Source organism: Labilibaculum antarcticum (assembly GCF_002356295.1).
Taxonomy (GTDB): domain Bacteria; phylum Bacteroidota; class Bacteroidia; order Bacteroidales; family Marinifilaceae; genus Labilibaculum; species Labilibaculum antarcticum.
In genome coordinates this window covers 2,883,243-2,907,197 of sequence record NZ_AP018042.1, presented here as the reverse complement: position 1 = coordinate 2,907,197, position 23,955 = coordinate 2,883,243, and the positions used below count along the sequence as shown (strand labels likewise).

The following is a 23,955-nucleotide window of genomic DNA, read 5'->3' as shown; positions in this document are numbered from 1 at the left end:
AAGATCTCTTTTCTTATTTATCTAATCTTACTTTCGTTTTAATCCTAAAATTTCCCGTGCCTCGGCTGGTGTTGCAATTTCGCGGCCTAATTCTTTTGCCATGCGAACAACTTTCTCAACCAACTGACCATTTGATTCCGCTACAATTCCTCTCGAAATCATTGTATTGTCCTCAAATCCTACACGAACATGCCCCCCATCAATAATGGCCGCAGTGGCCAATGGGAATTCAAAACGACCAACACCAGCAACCGTATAAGTTGCATCGGCAGGAATGCTTTCCCGTAAGAAAACGAAGTCGCGAAGAGTACCCGAAATTCCTCCATTCACTCCCATTACAAAATCGAAGTGCATTGGCGATTTAATAAATCCTTTCTTGTTTAGACGAAGTGCCATATCAATCATCGATTTATCGAAAACTTCCAATTCTGGTTTGATTCCTCTCTCGATCATTCTCTCACCGAAATACTTAATTGTATTCTCAGTATTCTCGAAAATCTCGTCGCCGCCAAAATTTAAAGTTCCACAATCAAGAGTTGCCATTTCCGGGTTCAATTCCGTTGGCTGTAATCTTTCATCATTAGTCATACCTACAGCACCACCAGTTGATGGCTGAATAATTACATCAGGATATTTCGCGTGGATTGCATCCATCACCATTTTAAAACGATTCTTATCCTGAGTAGGAGTTCCATCATCAGTTCTTACATGAAGATGAATAATGCTGGCACCAGCTTCGTAAGCCAAACCTGCTTCACGAACACATTCCTCAATGGTATAAGGAACATTTGGATTGTGTTCTTTGGTAACTTCTGCGCCACAAATGGCTGCTGTGATGATCAGTTTTTCCATGGCTTATAATTATTTGCGTTGAGATTTCTTTGGTGTAACACATGTGCCGATAGCTCTGCAAACAACTACTGGTTCTTCCAGAAAATCAGCTGCCGAGTCAGAAATATCCGCTCTTGGTACAATTACTTTACGAGCCTCAAAAGTCATTTTACGACTTGAGTTTCCTTCTTTAATGATTTCGCCAACAGCTTCAATAAAATCACCTGCATAAACGGGAGCTAAAAATTCAACATTCTCGTATCCTGCAAATAACCCCTCATCACCATCACGACGGATTAACAATTCTGTTGCTACATCACCAAATAATTGAAGCATTTTTGCTCCATCCACAAGATTTCCACCATAATGAGCATCATGAGAACTCATGCGCATTCTAATCATTGCCTTTTCCATTTGTTTATATTTAGTTAGTTGTTGTTTACAATAAAATCTACGAAAATAGAAGGAGTCTTTACCTCTTCCGGCTTCAATGTTCCAGCCTCTACCATTTCCTGTGCCTCTACAATTACCAAATCAGCAGCGGTAGCCATTAACGGATTAAAATTCTGAGAAGTTCCTCTGTAAGTAAGATTTCCAATAGAATCACAAACACTTGCACCTATTAAAGCAACATCTGCCCGTAAAGGTTTCTCAAGTAAAAACTCTTTTCCATCAACAATTATAATCTCTTTTCCTTCGGCCACCATAGTTCCCAAACCTGTTGGAGTAAGCACACCACCAAGGCCTGCCCCGCCAGAACGAACACGTTCGGCTAAAGTCCCCTGAGGACTAAATTCCACAGTAATTTCACCACTATTCATCTGCTCAATCGTCGCCGGATTGGTTCCAATATGTGAAGTAATCACCTTAGTCACCTGCTTGTTGGCAATCAACTTCCCCAGACCTTTATCGGCAAAAGCAGTATCATTACAAATGATAGTTAAATTTTTAACATTGGAAAAAACGACCTCGTCGATCATATTATTTGCAGTTCCTACCGAAAGAAATCCTCCGATCATGATGGTCATTCCATCCTGCAGTTTAGCAACTGCTTCTTTAATTGAGATTATCTTGTTCATCGAAAAATTGTTTTACCATTTTGTTAAAAAACTCCACATCCGTAATAAAACAGAAGTTTTAAATCTATTTATGCGACAAAGATAATTTTTAAATGCGTTAATGAAAACGATTGCAACACTCCAGACGAAGATCAATTCCAAATGAAAAATACATGAACCCTCGTGGTCTTTTTAATCATTCTAAACAAGAATGAAAATCTCTCCATTTTGCTCACAAACGGATATTCCCAAGTGTAATTCTTAACACCAATGTTAAAAATTTTTAGATTAATTGAATACAAATAGCATTATTGCATGCTGAACAACATGCAATTTTGATGCATTTTTTCTGCCTGTTACAAAACACAAAAGGCAAAAAAGAAGATTTAAAGTGATAAAAAGTGAATTTAATGGCAGATATACATGAAATATTCACTTTCAGCGGGAAGGAATAGCAAATCACAAACAACAAACCCCGCTCAGCAACCCAAATTGGCCACGAGCGAGGTTTACTACTGTTAATGTTTAATTTTTAACTCTTTTTTCCGGATCAAAACTCAATTCAAGCTAACTTAAATATCCAAACCTGTCTAAAACCCAAAACAACCAGAGCAATCAATTTTACAAACTCCATTAAGCCATACATAAGATGAGCAGAACTCTTTTCAGGTTGCATTCCTTGAATAATTAATTGAGCATGCTCATTCAATTCCGGCAACAAATATCCTGATTGTGCAATTACAAATGTGAAAATGGTTAAACCGGCAAGCACTACCAGCTTATCTGTGTAGTAAACAAACACATAAACCAAAAGCATTGCCGCGAAGAAGCGCTCAACCAGATTTAAGGCTCCGAATACATGCATTCCAACATCTAACCCAGTTGGCAGATCAAGCGATTCAGCACGAAACTTGACCCAAGCCTCCATAAAACTAATCGCCAATAAAAAACCTATCCAGACAAAGGAAAGTACAAATCCGTATTTTGTTATTTTAGTCATATCTTATTTCTTATTTTGAAAGATTAAAAATAAGAAAAGGATTCTAATTCCTTACTTTTTATTTAAACAAAAACACAGTAAATCCGTTGACCGATAAGTTTAAAAAAATCCTTTCCTACCCGATAGTAAATCACCAGGCAGTAAAAAGGATTTTATTTTATTAACGTTCCGCTTTATATTTATTTAATTGCGCCTTCCCATATAAATCATCACATAGTAAAGTAGTGTTGCCAAGGAAGAAAGAGCTGCGACAAAATAGGTATACGCCGCCCATTTTAATGCATCAAAAGCACTTTTTTGGGTTTCATAGCTAGTAATACCTGATGTTTTCAACCAAACCAGCGCCCTCCTACTGGCATCCACTTCAACAGGCAAGGTTATAATACTAAAAAGGGTTGTACCGGCAAACAATACAATTCCTGCCAAAAGTAGCTCCGGAAAAGTATTCACCATCAGAATTCCTGCCAAAAGAACCCACTGCACCCATTTTGAACTAAAACTGACAACAGGCACTAAAGCTGACCGCATCTCAAGCCACATGTATGCTTCGGCATGTTGAATTGCATGACCGGTTTCATGCGCCGCCACAGCTGCTGCGGCAATATTTCTTCCATGATAAACATCACTACTAAGATTGATGGTTTTATTTGCAGGATTGTAGTGATCCGATAACTGTCCGTCAACAGAGCCAATCTTAACACCTCTGATGCCATGATCCCTTAACATTTGCTCAACAACTTCACGTCCCGTCATCCCATTTGCTGTCGGTATTTTAGAGTATTTTTTAAATCTCGTTTTTAACTGACTGCTCACCAACCAACTCAATAAAGTAAATGCAATAAATATGATCCAAATTCCAATCATTATATTCCTCCCGTTAGTTAATTTAATCTTTACAACAGAAAACTCAAATTCTTTGCCAAAATTGATACGCCAACATCTCATGTCGATTTGACAGTTAATATCGTACTCAAACTGAGAGTCATCCTCCCCAAATCCAGTAAGGTAGTGCAGCCATTCAGAAATGCGAATATTTGAATTCCAAGGAGCTTAAACACTTTAAAAACAAAAAGCAAGCCCTATTTCCTAGACATTCCATATAATTTGCTTATTTTTGCCTTTCCTTAAAAAACAAAAAAGAACCAAGCATGTTCACCGACTCAGATTTTGATGCTATTCGACCTTACAACGATTCCGAGGTAATAGAAACCTTAGAACGTTTAATAAAAGAAGAAGCTTTTATTCGTTTCGCCCAGCAGTTATTTCCAGGATTTTCGAAAGAAATGATTGTGAAATCTCTAGGAGGTGTTAATACAATAAAAGAATTTCAGAGCAACTTCACTGTTCGACTAGCACAACATATTATTGACCACACCACCAAAGGCATTACCATTGATGGGTTGGAAAATCTTGATCCAAAAGAAAGTTATCTTTTCATTTCGGATCATCGTGATATCATTCTAGATTCTGCATTACTAAATGTAATGCTTTTCAATAATGGTTTTGAAACAACAGAAATAGCTATTGGTAGTAATCTGTTGATTCAACCATGGATAGCTGACTTGGTTAAACTAAACAAAAGCTTTGTTGTACAGCGTAACGTATCAGTTCGCCAAATGCTCACCAGCTCAAAGCTTCTTTCAAGCTATATCCAGTATGCACTAAACACTAAAAAGGCATCTATTTGGATTGCACAAAGAGAAGGACGAACAAAAGATGGCGATGACAGAACTCAACAAAGCTTGTTGAAAATGTTACAAATGGGTGGTAATGCAACCTTCTCGGAGCACTTTAAAAGCTTGCGAATTGTTCCCGTTGCCATCTCATACGAATACGAGCCTTGCGATTCAATGAAAACCCTGGAAGTTTATAGAAAAGAGACCAATCAAGGTTATAAAAAAACTCCTAAGGATGATTTGAGAAGCATGATTAAAGGAATGGTTAATGAAAAGGGTCGTGTTAATTTTGTAATCGGAAAGCCTATATCTGAAATGCTTGATGTTATTGAGGAGATGGATGACAGCCGAGATAAATTTAAAGCTCTTGCAGACTTGATTGACTACCGAATTCACAAGAACTACAAACTTTGGCCCGACAATTACATAGCCTTTGATATTGTGAACGAAACGAATGAATTTGCTCATAAATATACGGCTGAAGAAAAAGATCTTTTCTTAAGACACAAGGAAAAGAAAATTAATCCTGATGATGGAGATCCTGAAAGATTGAATCAAATTTTCCTTGAAATTTATGCTAATCCTGTTAAAAACAGATTAGAATTAAAAAAACCGGATTTCATTGTGGACAAATAAAAATACAATGGCTTTCTTATGAAGGCCATTTTTTTTTGATCTTAATTTTTAATAAATTCATTATTGAAACAGATAAGACCCATGCAAAACAATTTCATTTTGTTTCACTATGAAATTAATTATCTTACAACTCAAATATGACAATTTGCTAAAATTAAAAAAAGATGAAACTAATTAAACTCCTATTAATCATGTCCACCTTTTTAATTATGGTGGCTGCAATCCTTAACCTTCTAAACTCCACTGCCGAAACTCCTGATAGAAGTGGAATATACATCGAATTAATTGTAATGTTTATCCTTACAATTTCTATGGTACTATTAAATAGCCAAGAAAAGAAGATTAAAGAATTGGAAAAACAAAAAAAAGAAGAGGAGCTTTAACAGCTCTTTTTTTTAAGCCTATAATTTCACATCAAGTAAATATTATTAAATTTAAAAATGTGCATTATTAAAACTGTAAAAAATGTTAAGGCTTGTTAATGTATTTTTGAATCATCCAAGAATACTGTAGCTTAGTAGTACAAGCTCTACAAAAACTATAAACTTGAATAATTATGCTTGAACAAACAAAAATCGTGCTGGCAAATGTAAGTTTTGATTTTGCTCTTTTTCGCAAGGAGCTAACTAAAGCTATCGAATGGCTAACTCCAACCGATATTGAGGAACTTAAAAATTGGTGCCTGGAAAATTATTCCGGACGTTACCATGAGATTCTATCTGATGTTATCAATCCACAACTTACTTTTTAAAAAGTAAGTTAACTTTATTAATAATGAGGATCTTCTAATGAAGATCCTTTTTTTTCACCTTCTAAGAATTCAATATCTATCCTTAGAAAAAATTGAAGTACCTTCGCAACAGAAAAAAAAATCAGCAAATGATAAAAATTTTAAGACACATTAAAGTAGGAGATCAGGAATTCGTCACCTGGTTCGGAATGGAAATTAAGAAAAAAGGAAATAGACCTAACATAGATATCTTCTACTACACTGGTGACCCAAGCGATGAATTAAGCATGCATCAGTTAATCAAATCGAAATTTCAAAGCAAGCAGGAAGCGATGCAATTTGGAATCAAATATATGCGTAGCCTGTATCAGGATTTGATTAAACGCGACAAAGAACTCTCTGAAAATCAAGAAAATCAAGAAAACCCAGATGAATCTGATTTTTAGATAAATTCTGAGGATTAACAACTCATAAAAAAAACGCCGATCAAATGATCGGCGTTTTCTATATCTAATAATCTATTACATGATCAATTTGTATCCTCTGCCATGCACATTGATAATTTCAATGCCTGGTTCAGGCTTTAAATGCTTTCTCAGCTTAGTAATATAAACATCCATACTTCTGGCATTAAAATAATTATCGTCTGACCAGATTGTTCTAAGAGCTAAATTACGCTCTAAAACTTTATTTACATTATTGCATAGGAGCTTTAACAACTCCGATTCCTTTGTTGTCAGTTTAGTGGTAACATCTCCATCTTTAAGAAATTGCTTCTTTGAATCAAACAAAAAGCGACCTAATTTAAACTCTTCCTGAGTGTTTTCACTTTTCACTCCCGAAGTTCTTCTTAAAACAGCTTCGATACGAACCAACAATTCTTCCATACTAAACGGTTTCGTCATATAATCGTCTGCTCCCAGCTTAAAACCTTCAAGCACATCCTCTTTCATAGACTTTGCAGTCAAGAAAATAATTGGGATTTCACTATTGATCAAACGAATATCTTTCGAAAGAGTAAAACCATCTCTATGTGGCATCATGATATCAAAAATGCATAAATCATATGGATTCTTTAAAAATTCATCGTATGCTTTATCTCCATCTTCGCAAAGCGTAGTATTATAGCCTTTTGCAATTAAATACTCTTTTAGCAAAAGGCCTAGATTAGCATCATCTTCTGCTAATAAAATTTTAACTTGTTCCATATGTATCTATTTTTTTAAGGGAAGATATATTTCAAATTTAGATCCTTTATCAGGTATACTATCAACGCTTACCTGTCCATTATGGGCATCCGTTATTTTTTTAACATAGGACAATCCCAAACCAAATCCTTTTACATCATGAACATTTCCTGTATGAACTCTAAAGAAACGTTCAAATATCATTTTTTGATCTTCTTTTGTTATTCCGATACCATTATCAGTAATTGTTATAACGATACCCTTATTTTTATTCCTTGTACTAATACTTATTTCGGGAGCATCCTTACTGTACTTAATGGCATTATCCAATAAATTTGCCACTACATTGCTTAGATGCACCTCGTCCGCCATCACAAGATCATGCTCGGCATCAATATTCTGATACATATTCCCCTTTCTGTCTTCAACTCTTATTGTGAAGTTAGGCAATAAATTTTGAATTATTTTATGAACGCTAACTGTCTTCAACTTCAGTTTCATTCTCACCTCATTAAAAACAGCCATTTGCAAAACCTTTTCAACCTGATAAGTTAACCTTCGGCTTTCGTCATTTATAATTTTAGCAATATGATCTCTTGTAGATGCTGTTGTGGTAACAGTATTATCCTTCAACATTTGTGAGGCTAAAGAAATTGTAGCAATAGGAGTTTTAAACTCATGCGTCATATTATTAATAAAGTCATTCTTAATATTCGATAATTTTTTCTGGCGAAAAATTATGTAGATCGTAAATGCACTCGAAAGAATCAATACCAGGGTAAGAACGAAAGACGGAATCAACATGGAGTAAGATTTCATCGTATACCTCTGTTGTCCTGGGAAATATACATATATAACATTCAAATTAGAGAAAAGATCATTCGGAAAAAGCTTCTTGCCGTATTTTTCAAAAGAAGGATTTCGATAATAATTTTTTGATCGTTTTTCTATTTTGTTTTTTGATTTTACAGCATATTCAAAACTTAACTTGATTCCATTATCCTTTAATTTTTCCTCAATCAAGCGCGGAAGTTGTTCCATATCAATCCGTTCGCTTAAACTTAAGGTCGAACTAGCTAATCGACTAGCGATTACACCAGGCGAATAACCACCCGCATTAAAAGCATTAGCAAATTTAGGTTGCCATTTCGATAATCCCGTTAAGCCTTCAGGATTCAATACCCCTTCCCCAATACTATACTCCTTATTTTCAGAATAAAAACTCAATTTTGTTTTATTGTGAGTCGCATCCATAGGAATGTCTATATTAAATCCTGATCTAGCTTTACTAACAACTGTGCCATTCGTAAAGCCAGAAACATCCCCTTTCAAAATAATTTGTTCTACTTCCGCTCTTTCTAATTCCGCCACAACCTGATCTAACGCCTTACTAACCGTAAGCGCCAATTGTTCCTCCTTTATTTTCGAAGCTGACTGAAAAAAGCTAATCTGAACCAATATCAGTCCACATAAGGAAATACTGAGTACGATTGTTACAAGCCAAATATATTTTTGATTCATAGATACAAATATAAAAAAAACCCGCCGTAGCTATTATGGCTTAACAATCTTTAACACAAGTTTAAACCATAGCCTTTAACAACAGTTAAAATGAAGGAATAATCATGAGCTTTTATAGATTTGGATTTAATCTATTTTAGACAAAAAAGGTCAGATTTTGATAATTTTTCACAAAAACGCCTTTGAAGTTAATAATTTGACACTATATTTGCCATTGGAGAGCGAATCTATAAGAAACAACCTCCTTGATTAAAAATTTTGGTTAATAGTTAGATGAAAGGACGGTTGTGGTTACCGTCCTTTTTTTTTATGCCATTTTGCGACTAAAACAAGATATCAAAGTCTTACTCCAGAATAAACTAGTCAACAAAATTATTTTGTTTGGCAAAATTAAGAACGACCGCACTAGGATCAATTTGGAAAATTCTGAATTGTAGAAATTAGGAAACAAGTTCTCTTTGACGGATTATGATAAGAGTTTCCTGGGCTGCTTTTTGTTGAGCTTCTTTTTTAGAAGTTCCCATTCCTGAACCCATTTTCACCTCTTCCACTTCTACCTCTGAAGTAAACAAAGGCAATCGCAAGGCTTTATCGACACCATCTTCGTGCGTATCAAAATAAACATCTTTCTTGTTTTTTTGAGCCCACTCAATTAACTTGCTTTTAAAATTGGTTTCAACAGTAACCACTTCTTCCAAATCAATGTAGTTTCTAAAAATTTTATCTTCTATAAACCTTCTTGTTTTGTCGTAGCCCTGATCAAGATAAATAGCTCCAATGAATGCTTCAAACGCATCACCATAAATATGTTTGTTATTATTCAAATTCACATTGGAAACCACCTGCTTGTTGAGTTCAATTTTAATTGCCAGTTTGTTTAATGATTCGCGACTAACAATTTTGGATCTTATTTGAGTTAAGAATCCTTCGTCTTTATTGGGAAAGTACTTGTAAAGAATATCTGCAATTATGGCACCTAAAATCGCATCTCCAAGATATTCGAGACGCTCATTATTTAAACCATACCCTTTTTTTTGGATGGTAGCAGATTTATGTATGAAAGCCAATTCATACAAGTCTGGATTTATAGGTTGAATATCCAGCAAATCAAAAAACAATCCATAAAACTCCCTTTCAGGAAAGAAAAAAAGTTTTATAGATTGAAATATAGACTTTGTCACAAATTATTCAATGAATGATTTGAAAATTACCGAAGCATTATGTCCACCAAACCCAAATGTATTACTCAAGGCAGCACGAATTTCGCGCTTCTGTGCTTTGTGAAGTGTAAGGTTTAGTCTTTGATCAATATTAGGATCCGGCTCACTAAAATTAATTGTAGGAGGAACTGTTTGGTTGTTCAATGCCAGAATACAGGCAATTGCTTCAACAGATCCTGCTGCACCTAGCAAGTGACCAGTCATTGATTTTGTAGCACTAATGTTCAATTTATAGGCATGTTCGCCAAACACAGTCTGAAGCGCTTTTGTTTCTGGAATATCTCCAATTGGAGTAGATGTTCCATGAACATTGACATAATCAATATCCTCAGGTTTCAGATTTGCGTCTTGTAACGCCATTTTCATAGCGTTAATGGCTCCTCTTCCTTCCGGATGAGTTGCTGTTAGGTGATACGCATCACCAGACATTCCACCACCAACAATTTCAGCGTAAATTTTAGCGCCTCGTTTTTTAGCATGCTCGTATTCTTCAAGAATCAAGCAGCCACTTCCTTCACCCATGACGAAACCGTCACGTTTACTGCAGAAAGGACGAGATGCAGTTTTATACTCTTCATTATTTGTGGACATTGCCTGCATAGCATTAAATCCACCGACACCTGCTTCATTGATAGATGCTTCTGAACCTCCGGTGATAAAGATATTAGCTTTACCCAAGCGGATGTAATTCATTGAATCAATCATTGCATGTGAAGCCGAAGCGCATGCTGAAACAGTTCCGTAATTTGGTCCTTGGAATCCATATTTCATAGAAATATGACCAGCGGCAATATCAGAAATCATCTTAGGGATGAAAAAAGGAGAGAAACGAGGAGTTCCGTCCCCGTTTGCATATCCTGTAACTTCATCTAAGAAAGTCTTTATTCCGCCAATACCCGAACCCCAAATTACTCCAGCTTTTGTTAAATCTTCCGATTCAAGATCAAGATTTGAATCTTCAATAGCTTGTTTGGCCGCAACCAAGGCATACTGTGCATACAAATCTAATTTTCGAACTTCCTTGCGATCGAAATGATCCGTAGGCACGAAATTTTTAACTTCGCAAGCAAACTGAGTTTTGAACTTCGAAGCATCAAAATGAGTAATCATTTCTGATCCACTCACTCCGTTCTCCAAATTATCCCAAAATTCGGTAACAGAATTACCAATTGGGTTAATTGTTCCAAGCCCAGTCACTACCACTCTTTTAAATTCCATAAGAAAGGTTCTGGTTAATAATTACTTAGCGTTTTCTCCGATGTAAGAAATAGCGTCACCTACTGTACCAATGTTTTCTGCTTGATCGTCTGGAATAGCGATATTAAATTCTTTTTCGAATTCCATGATAAGCTCAACTGTATCCAATGAATCAGCTCCAAGATCGTTAGTGAAACTAGCCTCAAGTGTTACCTCAGTTTCGTCCACACCCAACTTATCAACTATGATAGCTTTTACTCTAGATGCAATATCAGACATAACTTTTAAATTTTAAGTGATTAAATAATATAAATTAATTTTCAACAGTGCAAAGGAATAAATTTACTCCAAATAATTCAAATTTTTTTTACAAAGTTGCGGTCAAAGGTAATTCTTTTTCCTTTTCTGCGAAATTATTTCACTGCCAAATGCCTTTTGTATATATTTGTTGTTTTAGTTACTTTTGAAAACACAACATGAAACGACTAGCCATATTTGCCTCTGGATCAGGAAGTAATGCTGAAAATATCGCAAGGTATTTTAGCGATAAACCTGAATTCGAGATTTCTGCAATTCTTTCCAACAATGCCAATGCCTTTGTACTTTCCAGAGCCAGAAGTTTAAATATTCCAACTTTGGTTTTTTCTAGGTCAGAATTTAATAAAACCGATAAAATAGTAAGCTTTTTAGCTGAAAAAAAGGTCGATTTTATTGTTTTGGCTGGATTTATTTGGCTTCTTCCGCTTAATCTTCTTCGTAAATACCCCGATTCCATAGTCAATATTCACCCTGCTCTTTTACCTAAATATGGTGGAAAAGGAATGTATGGCATGAATGTTCACAAAGCAGTTGTTGAGAACAAAGAGAAAGAAAGTGGCATCACCATTCACATGATCAATGAGAAATACGATGAAGGAAGGATAATATATCAGGCCAAATGCAGTATTGCACCAAACGATACACCCGAAGATGTTGCAGAAAAAATCCATAAACTAGAATATGAATTTTTCCCTAAGATAATTGAGCAATTACTTTAAAGTAATTGCTTCCTGCTGATTTAACTCCTGCATCAACTTTTCCATTTCCAATTTGTATCTGGCCGCATGCTCTTCTTTCACAGGCGATACAGGAGGCGATTCCATTTTTAACGGATTTATTGCTGAGCCATTTTTATAAACCCTAAAATCCAGGTGAGGACCAGTAGCAAGTCCTGTTGCGCCTACATATCCAATTGTTTCACCTTGTTTAATCCGAGTACCTGTAGTCATGCTTTTTGCAAATCGAGATAAATGCATATAAGTAGTACTGTACACACTATTGTGCTTAATGCTAAGATAATTACCTCCCCCATTCTTTTGATATCCTCTTTTGGTTATAACTCCATCTCCAATTGTATGAACGGGTGTACCAGTAGGCGCAGCATAGTCGACACCATGATGAGCACGATACCTTTTCAAAACAGGATGATACCTGTTGTTAGAAAACTTAGAGCTGATTCGCGAATATCGCAATGGAGCCTTCAAGAATGCTTTTTGCAGGCTTTTACCTTTCTCATCGAAATAACCCTCTTTATCACCTTCAGTAAAGGCAAAAGCATAATTATTCGAGTTATGATCAATGAAATTTACAGCAATCACTTTTATTTGATGTATTGGCTTATCATCTACAAATGATTCTTCGTATATAATATTAAACTGATCCCCTTTACCGATGCCAAAGAAATCAATAGTCCAGGCATAAATATCAGAAAGCTCAATAGATAATAAAGGATCCGAATCAGCCTCAACCATCGCATTCCACAATGATGACTCTATACTCCCCTTAATTTGCTTCCTATGTTTAACGATTTCCTTTTCTCCTTTAAATACATTTAAAGTATCACGCAAATCAAATACAATATATTCTACTGGGGTATTTTCATAAACAAAGTACTCTGGCGTTTTTAAACTATCCTGCGTAAAAAGCACTGAATACTCGTGTCCGGATTTAATCCTTCTAACATTAAAAACCTTCTTCGCTTTTTTTGCTATTTTATCGATGGTCCCATAACCAACATCATATTGCCTTAAAATGGTTGATACGCTCTGATTCCTTTTCACCTTATTAGTCTCCACTTCAAATTCTTCTATGGGAAAGCCGTATTTTAAATGCACCTGTGCTATCTCAGTGGTATCAATTACAACTTCTACCTGTTCTATTTGTTTCACCGATACTTCCTTTGAAAACCATTTAAGTCCGATTAAACCTAATAGAACAACACCAGCAATTAGCAGTAATTTATAATTCAAGAATTTTTTCATTGTGGATTTTTATTTTTAAGAAGCCTAAAGGTATAACGGTTTTTATAGTCACACAACTAATTCTGCTGAAGGGATCCCGTTTTAAGTTTTTTTAAGAAATCACGATTTAATTTTATCAAATCCCTTACCATATACTCCCATTACACTGCCAAGAGAAATAAATGCATCCGGATCCACCACCTTAATCATATTTAAGATGGTTTGTGATTCTCTTTTCTTGGCCAAAAGCATTAAAACTTTAACCTCTTTTCCACTATAACCACCTGTTCCGGTAAGCAAAGTTATTCCCTGATCAAGAGTATGTATAACCTCTTTTCTTATTTCATCAGGTTTTTTTGTGAAAATAAATATCTGCACAGATTGCTTACTCCCCTCAATAATTAAATCGACACAATAGGCACTTACTCCCATTGTTACAAATCCATAAACCACTTGTTCTATTGAATGCTCTAAGAAATAAGACGAAGATATAATAAGTACATCAATAGTGAGAAGTAATTGTCCCGGGCTGTAATTCTTATACTTATTAATCATCATTGCAAGAATATCAGTTCCTCCCGTACTTCCTCCGCGAGACAATATGATTCCTGCACTTGCTCCTGCGAGCATTCCTCCAATAATTGCACACATAAACCGATCGGAAACCAATGGTTCTGTTATCAATGATTGAAACAGCCAAAGAAAAAAGGATAGAATAATAATTCCATAAATGGTTTTAACACCAAAACCAAAACCTAAAACACGCAATGCGACTAAAAGAAAAACGAAGTTTATAAGAAAGACACTGTAACCCACTTTAAATCCGGTAACGTAGAAAATCATGGTTGCAATTCCTCCAACCCCTGAACCTACAATCTCTGAAGGAATTAGGAATCCTGTCCATGCAAGAGACCCCACCAATAAACCTATTGTAATAATTAGGTAGGATTGAAAATCAAATTTTGACATTTGTGCTAAAATATTCTTTTTCATAACTATTACCCTCTTATTTCTTCAAAACCTAAACCGTAAACCCCCATTACTGAACCCATTGATATAAAAGCATTTCCATCAATTTGTTTTACTAATTTAAATATTGATGGAGCTTCATGTTTCCGAACCACAACCATCAACATCTTTTTACTTTCCTTTGAGTACCATCCTGTTGAGTCCATCACTGACACGCCCCTGTTCATAGTTCCAGTAATTTCATCGGCAATCTGAGCAAACTCAGCAGAAATAATAATAAGCTGAGCAGATTGTTTCGATCCGGAAATCACCATATCAATAGCGTAAGCTGTGATAGACATCACTACGTAACCATACACAATAGTAGGTACATCTTTAAACACGATATATGATGAAGCAATGATAAAAATATCAATATATAATATAATACGTCCGGGGCTGATATTTTTGTACTTATTTATCATCATTGCGATAATATCAGTACCTCCGGAACTACCTCCTTGAGAAATTGTGATACCCACACCAATACCAGACAATGCGCCGCCTATAATTGCAGCCATAAATTTTTCATTCACCAGAGGTTCCGGGATAAGCTTAGGTAAAACCGAAAGCAATATCGAACCCACAATTATTGCATATATTGTTTTAATACCAAATTTGCTTCCCAATATTTTTAGAGCTATCAGTATTAAAAACGCATTAATAACAAAATAGGAATAACCTACCAGTATTGTTTTTTCACTTGCGATATAGATTAATGTCCCAATACCACTAACTCCACCACCAATTATGCCCGACGGGATTAAAAAAGCAGACCAAGCAAAGGTGTATATTGCCATCCCAAGTGTAATTATTAACAGGGATCTTATTTCAGAATAATTTATTTTCATATCGTATATAAAAAAAGCTTTAAGCTCTGTTGCCAAATAGTCAACAAAGCTTAAAGCTTATTACTTATTTGTCTAATTTATTATCTAAACTACTATATTAATGATCTTGTTAGGAACAATAATAATTTTCTTGGGCGTTTTTCCCTCAATCCATTTTTGAGATTTTTCCAGAGAAAGAACCTCTTTTTCAATTTCATCCCTACTTAGATCTATGGGCAACTCCAAAATAAACCTCATTTTACCATTAAACGAGACGGGATATTTATGATTGTTTTCCTGAACAAAACTTTCATTAAACTCAGGAAACCTGGCCTTCGTAATACTGGTTGTGTTTCCACACAAACCCCATAGCTCTTCGGCAACATGAGGCGCGAAAGGAGCTAGAATTACTAACAGATCTTCAAAAATCGCCTTATTGTTACATTTCAAAGTATAGAATTCATTCACGCAAATCATAAATGCTGAAATTGAGGTATTAAAAGAAAAACGCTCAATATCATCTTGAATTTTCTTAATGGTTTTATGTAGAACCTTTAATTCGTCCGGCGTAGGCTGACTATTTGTCAATTCAAACTCACCAGCTTCATTATGGAACAATCTCCATAATTTCTTTAAGAATTTGTGCACGCCATCAATACCATTTGTATCCCAAGGCTTATGAGCCTCTAATGGTCCGAGGAACATTTCGTACAAACGAAGTGTATCTGCTCCATATTCTTCAACAATCACATCAGGGTTTACCACATTAAACATGGATTTAGACATCTTCTCAACAGCCCAACCACAATGGTATTTCCCATCTTCTAATATGAATTCAGCATCTTTATATTCCGGCATCCAGTTTTTGAAAGCTTCCAAATCAAGAACATCATTTTTCACAATGTTCACGTCAACGTGAATGGCTGTAGTATCGTATTCCTTTATTAATCCGTGAGAAACGTATTTGTTTGATTTTTTATCTCGGTAAACGAAATTTGAACGCCCTTGGATCATTCCCTGATTAATCAATTTCTTAAATGGCTCATCTTTGCAAACTTCGTTGATATCAAATAAGAACTTGTTCCAAAAACGAGAATAAATTAAGTGACCCGTAGCATGCTCTGTACCTCCAATGTACAAATCAACATCCTGCCAATACTCATTCGCTTCGGTAGAAACCAAAGCATCATTGTTGCGAGGATCCATATAGCGTAAGTAATATGCTGATGATCCTGCAAAGCCAGGCATGGTATTCAACTCAATTGGATATCCATCTTCGGTTACCCAATTTTTAGCGCGTCCCAAAGGTGGTTCTCCACTCTCTGTAGGCAAGTATTTATCAATCTCAGGTAATTTCAAAGGAAGCTTGTCCAAATCCATCATTTGGGGCATTCCATCCTTAAAATAAACAGGGAAAGGTTCTCCCCAATATCTTTGACGAGAGAATATAGCATCTCTCAGTCTATAGTTAATTTTTTTCTTTCCTAACCCCCTTGCTTCAACTTCCTCATTTGCCTTAACAATAGCATCTTTAACGTCTAATCCGTTTAAGAAATCAGAGTTCATTGACTTACCCGTTTTTGCATCGTAAGATTCCTCTGAAATATCCCCACCTGATACCACCTGAATAATTGGCAAGTCGAAATGCTTCGCAAAAGCGTAATCTCTGCTATCATGAGCAGGAACGGCCATAATTGCACCCGTTCCATATCCAGCTAACACGTAATCACTTATCCAAATAGGAATCTCTTGGCCTGTAAAAGGATTAATTGCATACGCACCGGTAAATGCACCGCTAATCGTTTTAACATCGGCTAGTCGCTCCCTTTCCGTTCTTTTGTTCGTTGCCTCGATATAGGCATCAATATCTGCCTGATATTCTGGAGTTGTTAATTCCTTTACCCAATCACTTTCCGGAGCCAATACCATAAAAGTAACGCCGAAAATAGTATCTGGACGAGTGGTGAAAACCTCCATTTTGATATCTGAACCTTTCACACCAAAGTTTACTTCAGCACCAACAGAACGACCAATCCAGTTTTTTTGAATCTCTTTTAAAGAATCTGTCCACTCTAAAGTTTCCATACCATCTAAAAGACGCTTTGCATAAGCAGAAACACGCAATGACCATTGACGCATTCTTTTTTGCTCAACAGGATATCCTCCTCTTGCAGAAAGACCATCTTTCACCTCATCGTTAGCTAAAACGGTTCCTAATTTAGGACACCAGTTCACCATTGTATCGGCCAAATAAGCCAAACGGTGATTTAAAAGAGTGGCTTGTTTTTCATTATCCGAAAAAGCTTTCCACTCCTCTGCTGAAAAAGGTTCCGTTTCGGAACATGCTGCATTTACATTCACATTTCCTTCGAACTCAAATTTTGAAATTAGAGATTCAATGGATTCTGCTTTTTCAATATCATTATTAAAGAAATGGTTGAACATTTGAATAAATGCCCACTGAGTCCATTTATAATATTCAGGCTGACAGGTGCGCACTTCACGATCCCAATCGTATGAAAATCCAATTTTATTTAATTGTTCGCGATATCTTTTAATATTAGTCTCAGTAGTCACAGCAGGATGCTGACCTGTTTGAATCGCATATTGCTCTGCAGGCAAACCATATGCATCGTATCCCATTGGATGAAGTACATTAAACCCCTTTAAAGTTTTATAGCGAGAATATATATCCGAAGCAATATATCCCAGTGGGTGACCAACGTGCAAACCAGCACCTGAAGGGTATGGGAACATATCGAGCACATAAAATTTTGGTCTCTCTGAATCAACCTCAACTTTGTATGTTTTCTCCTCGGTCCAATACTTCTGCCACTTTTGTTCTATTTCTTTAAAGTTGTACTCCATGCTAATATTGATAAAATATGGTTATTTCTTGCTTTCAAAGCGCAAAATTAGCAAAAGTTTATAAATATTTAGCGAGTTTTAGTAGTAAGTCTTATTTTATTAAAAATTGGGCTTTAATGGTTTAGGCCTATAAGATTAAAGCTGTAAATTATATTTATTTGCAGGAATAGGATTGCATGCGATGCAGAACAAAATATTTTTCTAAATTTGCAGACATAAATGGCTCGTTAGTTCAGTTGAATAGAACGTCAGATTCCGGTTCTGAAGGTCGGCGGTTTGAGTCCGCCACGGGTCACTAACAAAAGCCAATCAATATTATTGATTGGCTTTTGTGTTTTTTATAGTCTCTGGCATAGACAGTATTCTAAATTCTTCTACAAAATCAGAATCCCTTAAGCTCTACAAATCATTAACTATCTAATTACCAAAACACAAGAATCAAGCAAATGTAATTCTTTGTGGATATCTTCAATATAAAGTTCTGCTTTAGCTACATTCTCCAAATTCTTCATCAAATACTCAAAAGAAAAGGCGTTTAATGGATTCACATCTTCCAGTACAATTTCTTTAACAAGCGTATCAGAAGTATCCAACAATCTAAGAGTTGCTCTCCCCTCATTAAAAACACCATACTGCCCTTTTATAACACTCTCTTTACAGGATAATTTTTGGGTTATTACACCTGCTAAATTAACTCCCAATACGGGTGTTGATAGAATTTTAGCAGCTCCATGAATTTCTTTATAATCGAAACTCTCTCCTGGAGCTAAAGTGTGTATGGGTGTTTTAACTTCTGTTTCCAAATAGCCAGTCACCATTCCACTATTATAAATTGCAAGATTCACACCTTCCTCATATTCCAAATTTGGATTGTACGGCTCCAAAATTTTTGCAAAAGTAGTATTGCTTGTTTTATCTACATAACAAACCCAGGCCTCGGAAGAAACGATATGAAATCCCCCCATTAAATAGTAATCGTACTGGATTTCGAAAATTCCCGGAGCTACCTCACCATTCCAATTGGTTCCATGATTAAAATATTTCTTAACATGCTCAGGATTGTCCTTATCCAACAGCATACGGTTTCTATTCACGTATCTCCATCTCGATTCTGGTGTCACATTAATATGATATTGCTCTCCATCGGGCATCTTATATTTCTCACTAAAAGGAATATAAGCTCTGAAGTTTTCACCATCCTCCAAATCTGGCTTACTGCGTGAAATATGCTGACTTGTGGTCATAATTCCTCGTTTCACAGTTTCATCACCTCTGTTTATTAAGGTGTGCTTGAAATACACCAAGCTACTGCCTGGTTCAATGTGCAAACTTCTTTTATATTGCAAACGCTCATCAATTTTTTCTGGTTGATTAAAGCTTTGTGTTTTATTATCAAAAAGAGGCACTGGTAATTCTTGTATTCCTGATTCCACATCAATAGATTGTTCTCCATCCTTATTTGTTGATATATCCACTTTATAGGGACTATCTCCAATTACTACCGGAGGTGGCCAGCGATTCGTCTTCTCTCCACTTGCATTAATAGCACAATCATCAACAGGGATGGGCACCAAGCGATAACCACCAAAATTTCTCCAATCTTCTTGCTTCACCTCATCATTTGGGGCAAATGATTTTCCAAATAGTTCGGGATTCAACCAAAGCGATGGCACTTCTCCTAAATTGTATTCCAGAACCCGCCCTGCAGCATCAGGAACAACCGCTAAACTGATGTATTTATTTTTAGCAACAAAAACACTATCCCATTGCCAATTCTTATAATTCTGTACTATAGAAACTGTTTGAACAGGTTTTTCGACATCACATCCCGTTAGCATAAATAATGCAGCTCCTAATATGACTATTGTATCTCTCATCCTAGTAATTTGTTTATCGTGAAACACTAACATCCTCTTTTATAACAGTACTAATGGTCAATTGGTATTTAATTTTAAAGAGATTAGCCCTCTCGTGTAAAAGTTTTTCCATTTAAACCCGACCGACCAATAGGAGCTTATACAAAGGGCTAGTCCTTTTAGAAAAGACCAGCCCCAAATTTTATTCATTGTTTATTTTGCCAGATTACCTTGCCAACCTTTATTGAATTGAACTAAAAGTTCTTTTACTAATTCAGGATTTTCATCTGCTACATTAACTGTTTCCTGAGGATCGGCTTTATGATCGTATAATTCAAAAAATATCGGATCTACTTCTGGTTTTGTATAATCTTTCCAAACCACAAATCGATATTGCTCAGTTCGCATTCCATACCCCATCAAGTAATTTTCAAATAAATTACGATCCCATTTTTCTTTTTGCTGATCGATAATTCGCTCTTCCACCTCTTCGATTAGCGGTCCAAAATAAGTCTCACGCATTCCTTGAGAAAGTGGATTTGCTGCCCATTCTCTTAATGCAGGAGTTGGAAACTGGCTAAACACAGCTTTTTTCCACTCTTTTTTAGGATTATCCAATAATGGAACAAAACTTTGCCCTTCCAAATGACCAGGCTTAGGAACTCCAGCCAGATCGCAAAGAGTTGGATACATATCAACCAATTCGACTAATGCATTTGTTTTAGCTCCTCTATTTTCAGTGGGCATGTCCGGAGTCCAAATCATCAGAGGAACACGAGTACTAATTTCATAATTAGTAGCTTTCCCCCAAATTCCCATATCTCCAAGATGCCAACCATGATCACCCCAAAGAATAATAATGGTATTTTCACGAACGCCAGCTTCTTCCAAAGCTTTAATCATCATCCCAATTTGAGCATCAGCATAACTTACACAAGCCAAATAGCCGTGTTTTAAGGTTCGTGCCAAAGTATCATTAATTACTCCCGTTTTTGGAATACCTGATCTTGCTCTTAATTCGAAGGATGGATGTAATCCCATTGCAGCACCATTAATTGGAGCCTCGGTTTGTTGAGCCAATGGAATATCTTCACGATTGTATAGATCCCAATACTTTTTAGGGGCAATAAAATTTAAGTGAGGCTTTTTTAATCCTAATCCTAAAAAGAAAGGTTTATCTGGATTTTTCGCCAACATATCTTTTAATGTTTCAATTGCCGCAATCGTATTGTAACCATCTTCATAGGTTACATCCGGCACATCCGCACATTCGTATGCTGGACCTTGTGCTAAACCGTTTTTAGTAGCATCCGGGCCATACTTCGCAACCATTTTATTACGATCATTTTCCCAAAACTCTTGATTCTCTTTTAAAGCAAATCCACCTTTAGTCGGTGCACGTTCTACTTTAGGCTTAACAGGTAATCTACTCCACGAAAAATTTGGATCATTATACTTTCCATGAAAAATTTTTCCTGTACAAACTGTTTCATAACCAAACTTCATCAGTTGCTGTGGCAAAGTTACAATGTCAGGATTTACATCCCTAAAATCAGTGTAATTTTCAATCACTCCAATAGTTTCCGGACGTGCACCAGTCATTAAACTGGCTCTTGAAGGACTACAAATAGCCTGCTGACAATATGCGTTCTCGAACAATAATCCATCGCCGGCCAAGGCATCTAAATTTGGAGATATCGCAATATCCGAACCATAACATCCTAATTCCGGACGCAAATCATCTACTGCAATAAAAAGAATATTTGGTTTCTTTTTAACCTCTTCTTTAGACTTACAACTAAATCCTACGAATAGGAGAAAACTTAGTCCAATTAATTTAATTAAAAACCGATTATTCATTATTTATTTTTTTTACGATTAAATTTCTATTTATCTATTCCCAAACAATTGGTATCCAAACTGTCATCTCCGATTTCCCACGGTTGCTCCATGAAAAATAAGGCACAAATTGTGTTTTGTAAGTTTCCCACTCTACTTCTTTAAGCTCACTATACATCGTATTAGTATTCGCTTTTCGAAGCTTTACGTCTGCGCTGATAGTAGAAACGCCCCCTAAAAAATCAGGTTTGTAAGTAACTTTTAGATTTGATTTTACAGGAAGATATACATCCAGAATTCCTGCATCTTTTGGAAGATCGGGTGACTCAACACAATAAACTACAGGTCCACGTTTTACGGCTACCTGATTTCTAACCTCTTCAATTAAGGGATTGCCTTCAATTAACTTAACATCCATAGGCATATCCAGTGAAACTACGTCACCCTTTTTCCATGAACGCTCAATCGTCACATATGTTCCTGTTTTCACATCAACGCCTGCATCTTTACCGTTCACTAAAATCTTGCTCCCCTGTGCCCAGTCGGGAATACGAAGCATTAGTTGAAAAGCTCCCTTTTTACATTCTTCCATGGTGATTTTAACTGCTCCATTCCATGGATATTGAGTTACCTGTGATAGCTGTAATTTAGAACCATCCAACAATTCTGTTGTTAATTTATTTCCTCCATATAAATTAACAGCCACTCCATTATTCGTTATGCTATAAGCCCAACCAGATACTTTTGCAATGGTTCGAACCAAATTTGGAGGACAGCAAAAGCATTCTACATAAGGAATACGTTCATCGAATTCAGTTGCCGCATCAGGATTATCATGAGCATGATGGCAAACGCGTAAGGGATTCGCATAGAAATAATCTTTCCCTTCTATACTGATTCCGGATAGAGCACTATTAAATAATACCAACTCCATTATATCGGCATATTTAGATTCGCCATGAATTCCCAACATGCGATAGCTAAACATCGAGTTACAAATATTTGCACAAGTTTCATTGTAAGCAGTTAAATTGGGCATCATGTATTCGTTGATAAAACCCTCATGAACCATATCGACATGCGACGACACACCATGATGTGTTTGACCACACGCACCAGTTACATACATTTTCTTGTTTACAACATTATCCCACAGTCTGTCCAATGCATCAATCAAAGCTTTTTCTCCAGTCTCAGCATATACATCAGCAGCTCCAGCATAAAAATACAAAGCAAGTACAGCATGACCTTCTGCTGTTTTTTCATCCCGCAAAGGAGTCCTTTCCTGAACCATATCGCCAATAAACTTATAGCCTGCGGTTTTATCTGGTTGTACTTTTGATTTCCCTCTCATATTAATGAACAACTCAGCCAACTCAAGGTATTTTTTATCTTTTGTAGTTCGATACAATTCTACCAAGCCCATTATTTGTGTTTGATTAAATCCAAAACGCGCTAATTCTTCTGGCTGTGGCTGAAAAGTTTCATACAAATTATCTGCATGTTTAATTGCAATGTCTAAGAAATTCGTTTTACCAGTAATACGATTGTGAATACAGGCACTTGTGTATAAATGACCACTATTATACATTTCATGGTACTGACGGTTCCCATATCGTTTTAATCCTGGGATTGTAACTTGTGTTTGCAAATAACCATCCGATTGCTGTGCTTTTCCAATAATATCAATGTATTGATCTAAATCAGCAAGAATATTTTCATCTTTATTCTGAGCATATACATACATTTCAGCTTCCATCCACTTGTAGAAGTCTCCATCATGCCACTTCATACCCTTGTGCTTTCCTTCTTTTAGTCCTGCTGCAATTTTGAAATTATTTAATGCATGACCAGTATCTCCACACAACAATTCTCCCATGTAAGGAACCATTGTCTCCTCACACACTTTAAACTTATCAGCCCAAAAACCTTCAGTCCATTGGCAATCACCTATATTGATACTCTTAAAATTTACATTCGGACTTGTTGAATTATTTATGATTCCATGATCCTGTGAAAAGGAAGAATTCATTAATAAAACACCTATTACCAATAACATTAATCTTTTCATCTGATATTAATTTATTGAAATTTATTAATTGCATCCTAAAATAAAAAAATCAGCATCCCACGTCATAGTTTCCTATTTGCATGAGACGCTGATTCATTCTAGCCTGTTTTGATTGAAACTATTCTATTGCTTTCAACCATAAGGGTTA

Annotated in this window: 22 protein-coding genes and 1 tRNA gene; 6 read left to right on the top strand and 17 right to left on the bottom strand. The window is 36.0% G+C overall.

Annotation, left to right across the window (positions count from 1 at the left end; genetic code table 11):
* Positions 1-27 precede the first annotated feature (27 nt).
* The 5 genes from kce to ALGA_RS11460 all read right to left on the bottom strand — a co-directional run bounded on the left by kce (position 28) and on the right by ALGA_RS11460 (position 3,834).
* Complete coding sequence (gene kce, locus ALGA_RS11480) at positions 28-852, bottom strand: 3-keto-5-aminohexanoate cleavage enzyme (protein WP_096429431.1); 825 nt, start codon at positions 850-852, stop codon at positions 28-30.
* Between the two features lie 9 nt (positions 853-861).
* Positions 862-1,245, bottom strand: a complete 384-nt coding sequence (kal, locus tag ALGA_RS11475) for a 3-aminobutyryl-CoA ammonia lyase (protein WP_096429430.1) — start codon at positions 1,243-1,245, stop codon at positions 862-864.
* Positions 1,246-1,259: 14 nt separating this feature from the next.
* Entirely contained in the window at positions 1,260-1,910 is a 651-nt protein-coding gene (locus ALGA_RS11470; RefSeq protein WP_096429429.1) for a CoA transferase subunit A, read from the bottom strand.
* Positions 1,911-2,451: 541 nt separating this feature from the next.
* Entirely contained in the window at positions 2,452-2,889 is a 438-nt protein-coding gene (locus ALGA_RS11465; protein WP_096429428.1) for a hypothetical protein, read from the bottom strand.
* Between the two features lie 183 nt (positions 2,890-3,072).
* Entirely contained in the window at positions 3,073-3,834 is a 762-nt protein-coding gene (locus tag ALGA_RS11460; RefSeq protein WP_231705949.1) for a zinc metallopeptidase, read from the bottom strand.
* Between the two features lie 203 nt (positions 3,835-4,037).
* Between ALGA_RS11460 and ALGA_RS11455 the strand changes: the two genes are divergently transcribed.
* From ALGA_RS11455 to ALGA_RS11440, 4 genes are all read left to right on the top strand, one after another.
* Positions 4,038-5,201: a 1-acyl-sn-glycerol-3-phosphate acyltransferase gene (locus tag ALGA_RS11455; RefSeq protein ID WP_096429427.1), complete on the top strand. Its 1,164-nt coding sequence runs from the start codon at positions 4,038-4,040 to the stop codon at positions 5,199-5,201.
* 164 nt (positions 5,202-5,365) lie between these two features.
* Complete coding sequence (locus ALGA_RS11450) at positions 5,366-5,584, top strand: hypothetical protein (protein ID WP_145957618.1); 219 nt, start codon at positions 5,366-5,368, stop codon at positions 5,582-5,584.
* Positions 5,585-5,757: 173 nt separating this feature from the next.
* Positions 5,758-5,952 carry a hypothetical protein gene (locus tag ALGA_RS11445; RefSeq protein ID WP_096429425.1) on the top strand — a complete coding sequence of 65 codons (195 nt, stop codon included), beginning with the start codon at positions 5,758-5,760 and terminating at the stop codon, positions 5,950-5,952.
* Positions 5,953-6,080: 128 nt separating this feature from the next.
* Positions 6,081-6,377, top strand: a complete 297-nt coding sequence (locus ALGA_RS11440) for a hypothetical protein (RefSeq protein ID WP_096429424.1) — start codon at positions 6,081-6,083, stop codon at positions 6,375-6,377.
* A gap of 75 nt (positions 6,378-6,452) precedes the next feature.
* Here ALGA_RS11440 and rprY read toward each other — a convergent pair whose 3' ends face one another.
* The 5 genes from rprY to ALGA_RS11415 form a co-directional block, all read right to left on the bottom strand.
* A complete protein-coding gene (gene rprY, locus ALGA_RS11435) occupies positions 6,453-7,139 on the bottom strand; it encodes a response regulator transcription factor RprY (RefSeq protein ID WP_096429423.1) in 687 nt (228 codons plus the stop codon).
* A 6-nt stretch (positions 7,140-7,145) separates the two neighbouring features.
* On the bottom strand, positions 7,146-8,639 hold the full coding sequence (locus ALGA_RS11430) for a sensor histidine kinase (RefSeq protein ID WP_096429422.1): 1,494 nt from the start codon (positions 8,637-8,639) through the stop codon (positions 7,146-7,148).
* Between the two features lie 440 nt (positions 8,640-9,079).
* Positions 9,080-9,820, bottom strand: a complete 741-nt coding sequence (gene rnc / locus ALGA_RS11425) for a ribonuclease III (RefSeq protein WP_096429421.1) — start codon at positions 9,818-9,820, stop codon at positions 9,080-9,082.
* Positions 9,821-9,823: 3 nt separating this feature from the next.
* Positions 9,824-11,077, bottom strand: coding sequence for a beta-ketoacyl-ACP synthase II (gene fabF, locus ALGA_RS11420; RefSeq protein ID WP_096429420.1), 1,254 nt, complete (start codon positions 11,075-11,077; stop codon positions 9,824-9,826).
* A gap of 21 nt (positions 11,078-11,098) precedes the next feature.
* On the bottom strand, positions 11,099-11,335 hold the full coding sequence (locus tag ALGA_RS11415; protein ID WP_096429419.1) for an acyl carrier protein: 237 nt from the start codon (positions 11,333-11,335) through the stop codon (positions 11,099-11,101).
* 197 nt (positions 11,336-11,532) lie between these two features.
* Here ALGA_RS11415 and purN point away from each other — a divergent pair, with 197 nt between their 5' ends.
* The gene (gene purN, locus ALGA_RS11410; RefSeq protein WP_096429418.1) at positions 11,533-12,093 is read left to right on the top strand and encodes a phosphoribosylglycinamide formyltransferase; all 561 of its coding nucleotides are present in this window, start codon (positions 11,533-11,535) and stop codon (positions 12,091-12,093) included.
* On the opposite strand, the gene ALGA_RS11405 is transcribed toward purN, so the two are convergent.
* From ALGA_RS11405 to leuS, 4 genes are all read right to left on the bottom strand, one after another.
* Positions 12,085-13,356 (bottom strand): peptidoglycan DD-metalloendopeptidase family protein, encoded by a 1,272-nt coding sequence (locus tag ALGA_RS11405; RefSeq protein ID WP_096429417.1) that lies wholly within the window; start codon positions 13,354-13,356, stop codon positions 12,085-12,087. The two genes, purN and ALGA_RS11405, sit on opposite strands and share 9 nt — an antisense overlap.
* Before the next feature lie 99 nt (positions 13,357-13,455).
* Entirely contained in the window at positions 13,456-14,328 is an 873-nt protein-coding gene (locus ALGA_RS11400) for a YitT family protein (RefSeq protein ID WP_197705552.1), read from the bottom strand.
* A 5-nt stretch (positions 14,329-14,333) separates the two neighbouring features.
* Complete coding sequence (locus tag ALGA_RS11395) at positions 14,334-15,194, bottom strand: YitT family protein (protein ID WP_096429416.1); 861 nt, start codon at positions 15,192-15,194, stop codon at positions 14,334-14,336.
* Positions 15,195-15,278: 84 nt separating this feature from the next.
* Positions 15,279-18,041 (bottom strand): leucine--tRNA ligase, encoded by a 2,763-nt coding sequence (gene leuS, locus ALGA_RS11390; protein ID WP_096429415.1) that lies wholly within the window; start codon positions 18,039-18,041, stop codon positions 15,279-15,281.
* Between the two features lie 221 nt (positions 18,042-18,262).
* Between leuS and ALGA_RS11385 the strand changes: the two genes are divergently transcribed.
* A tRNA-Arg gene (locus tag ALGA_RS11385) sits at positions 18,263-18,336 on the top strand.
* A 118-nt stretch (positions 18,337-18,454) separates the two neighbouring features.
* Here ALGA_RS11385 and ALGA_RS11380 read toward each other — a convergent pair.
* The 3 genes from ALGA_RS11380 to ALGA_RS11370 all read right to left on the bottom strand — a co-directional run bounded on the left by ALGA_RS11380 (position 18,455) and on the right by ALGA_RS11370 (position 23,807).
* Positions 18,455-19,918, bottom strand: a complete 1,464-nt coding sequence (locus tag ALGA_RS11380; RefSeq protein WP_096429414.1) for a hypothetical protein — start codon at positions 19,916-19,918, stop codon at positions 18,455-18,457.
* Between the two features lie 192 nt (positions 19,919-20,110).
* On the bottom strand, positions 20,111-21,757 hold the full coding sequence (locus tag ALGA_RS11375) for a sulfatase (RefSeq protein ID WP_096429413.1): 1,647 nt from the start codon (positions 21,755-21,757) through the stop codon (positions 20,111-20,113).
* Positions 21,758-21,791: 34 nt separating this feature from the next.
* Positions 21,792-23,807: a glycoside hydrolase family 127 protein gene (locus ALGA_RS11370; RefSeq protein ID WP_096429412.1), complete on the bottom strand. Its 2,016-nt coding sequence runs from the start codon at positions 23,805-23,807 to the stop codon at positions 21,792-21,794.
* Between the last annotated feature and the right edge of the window lie 148 nt (positions 23,808-23,955).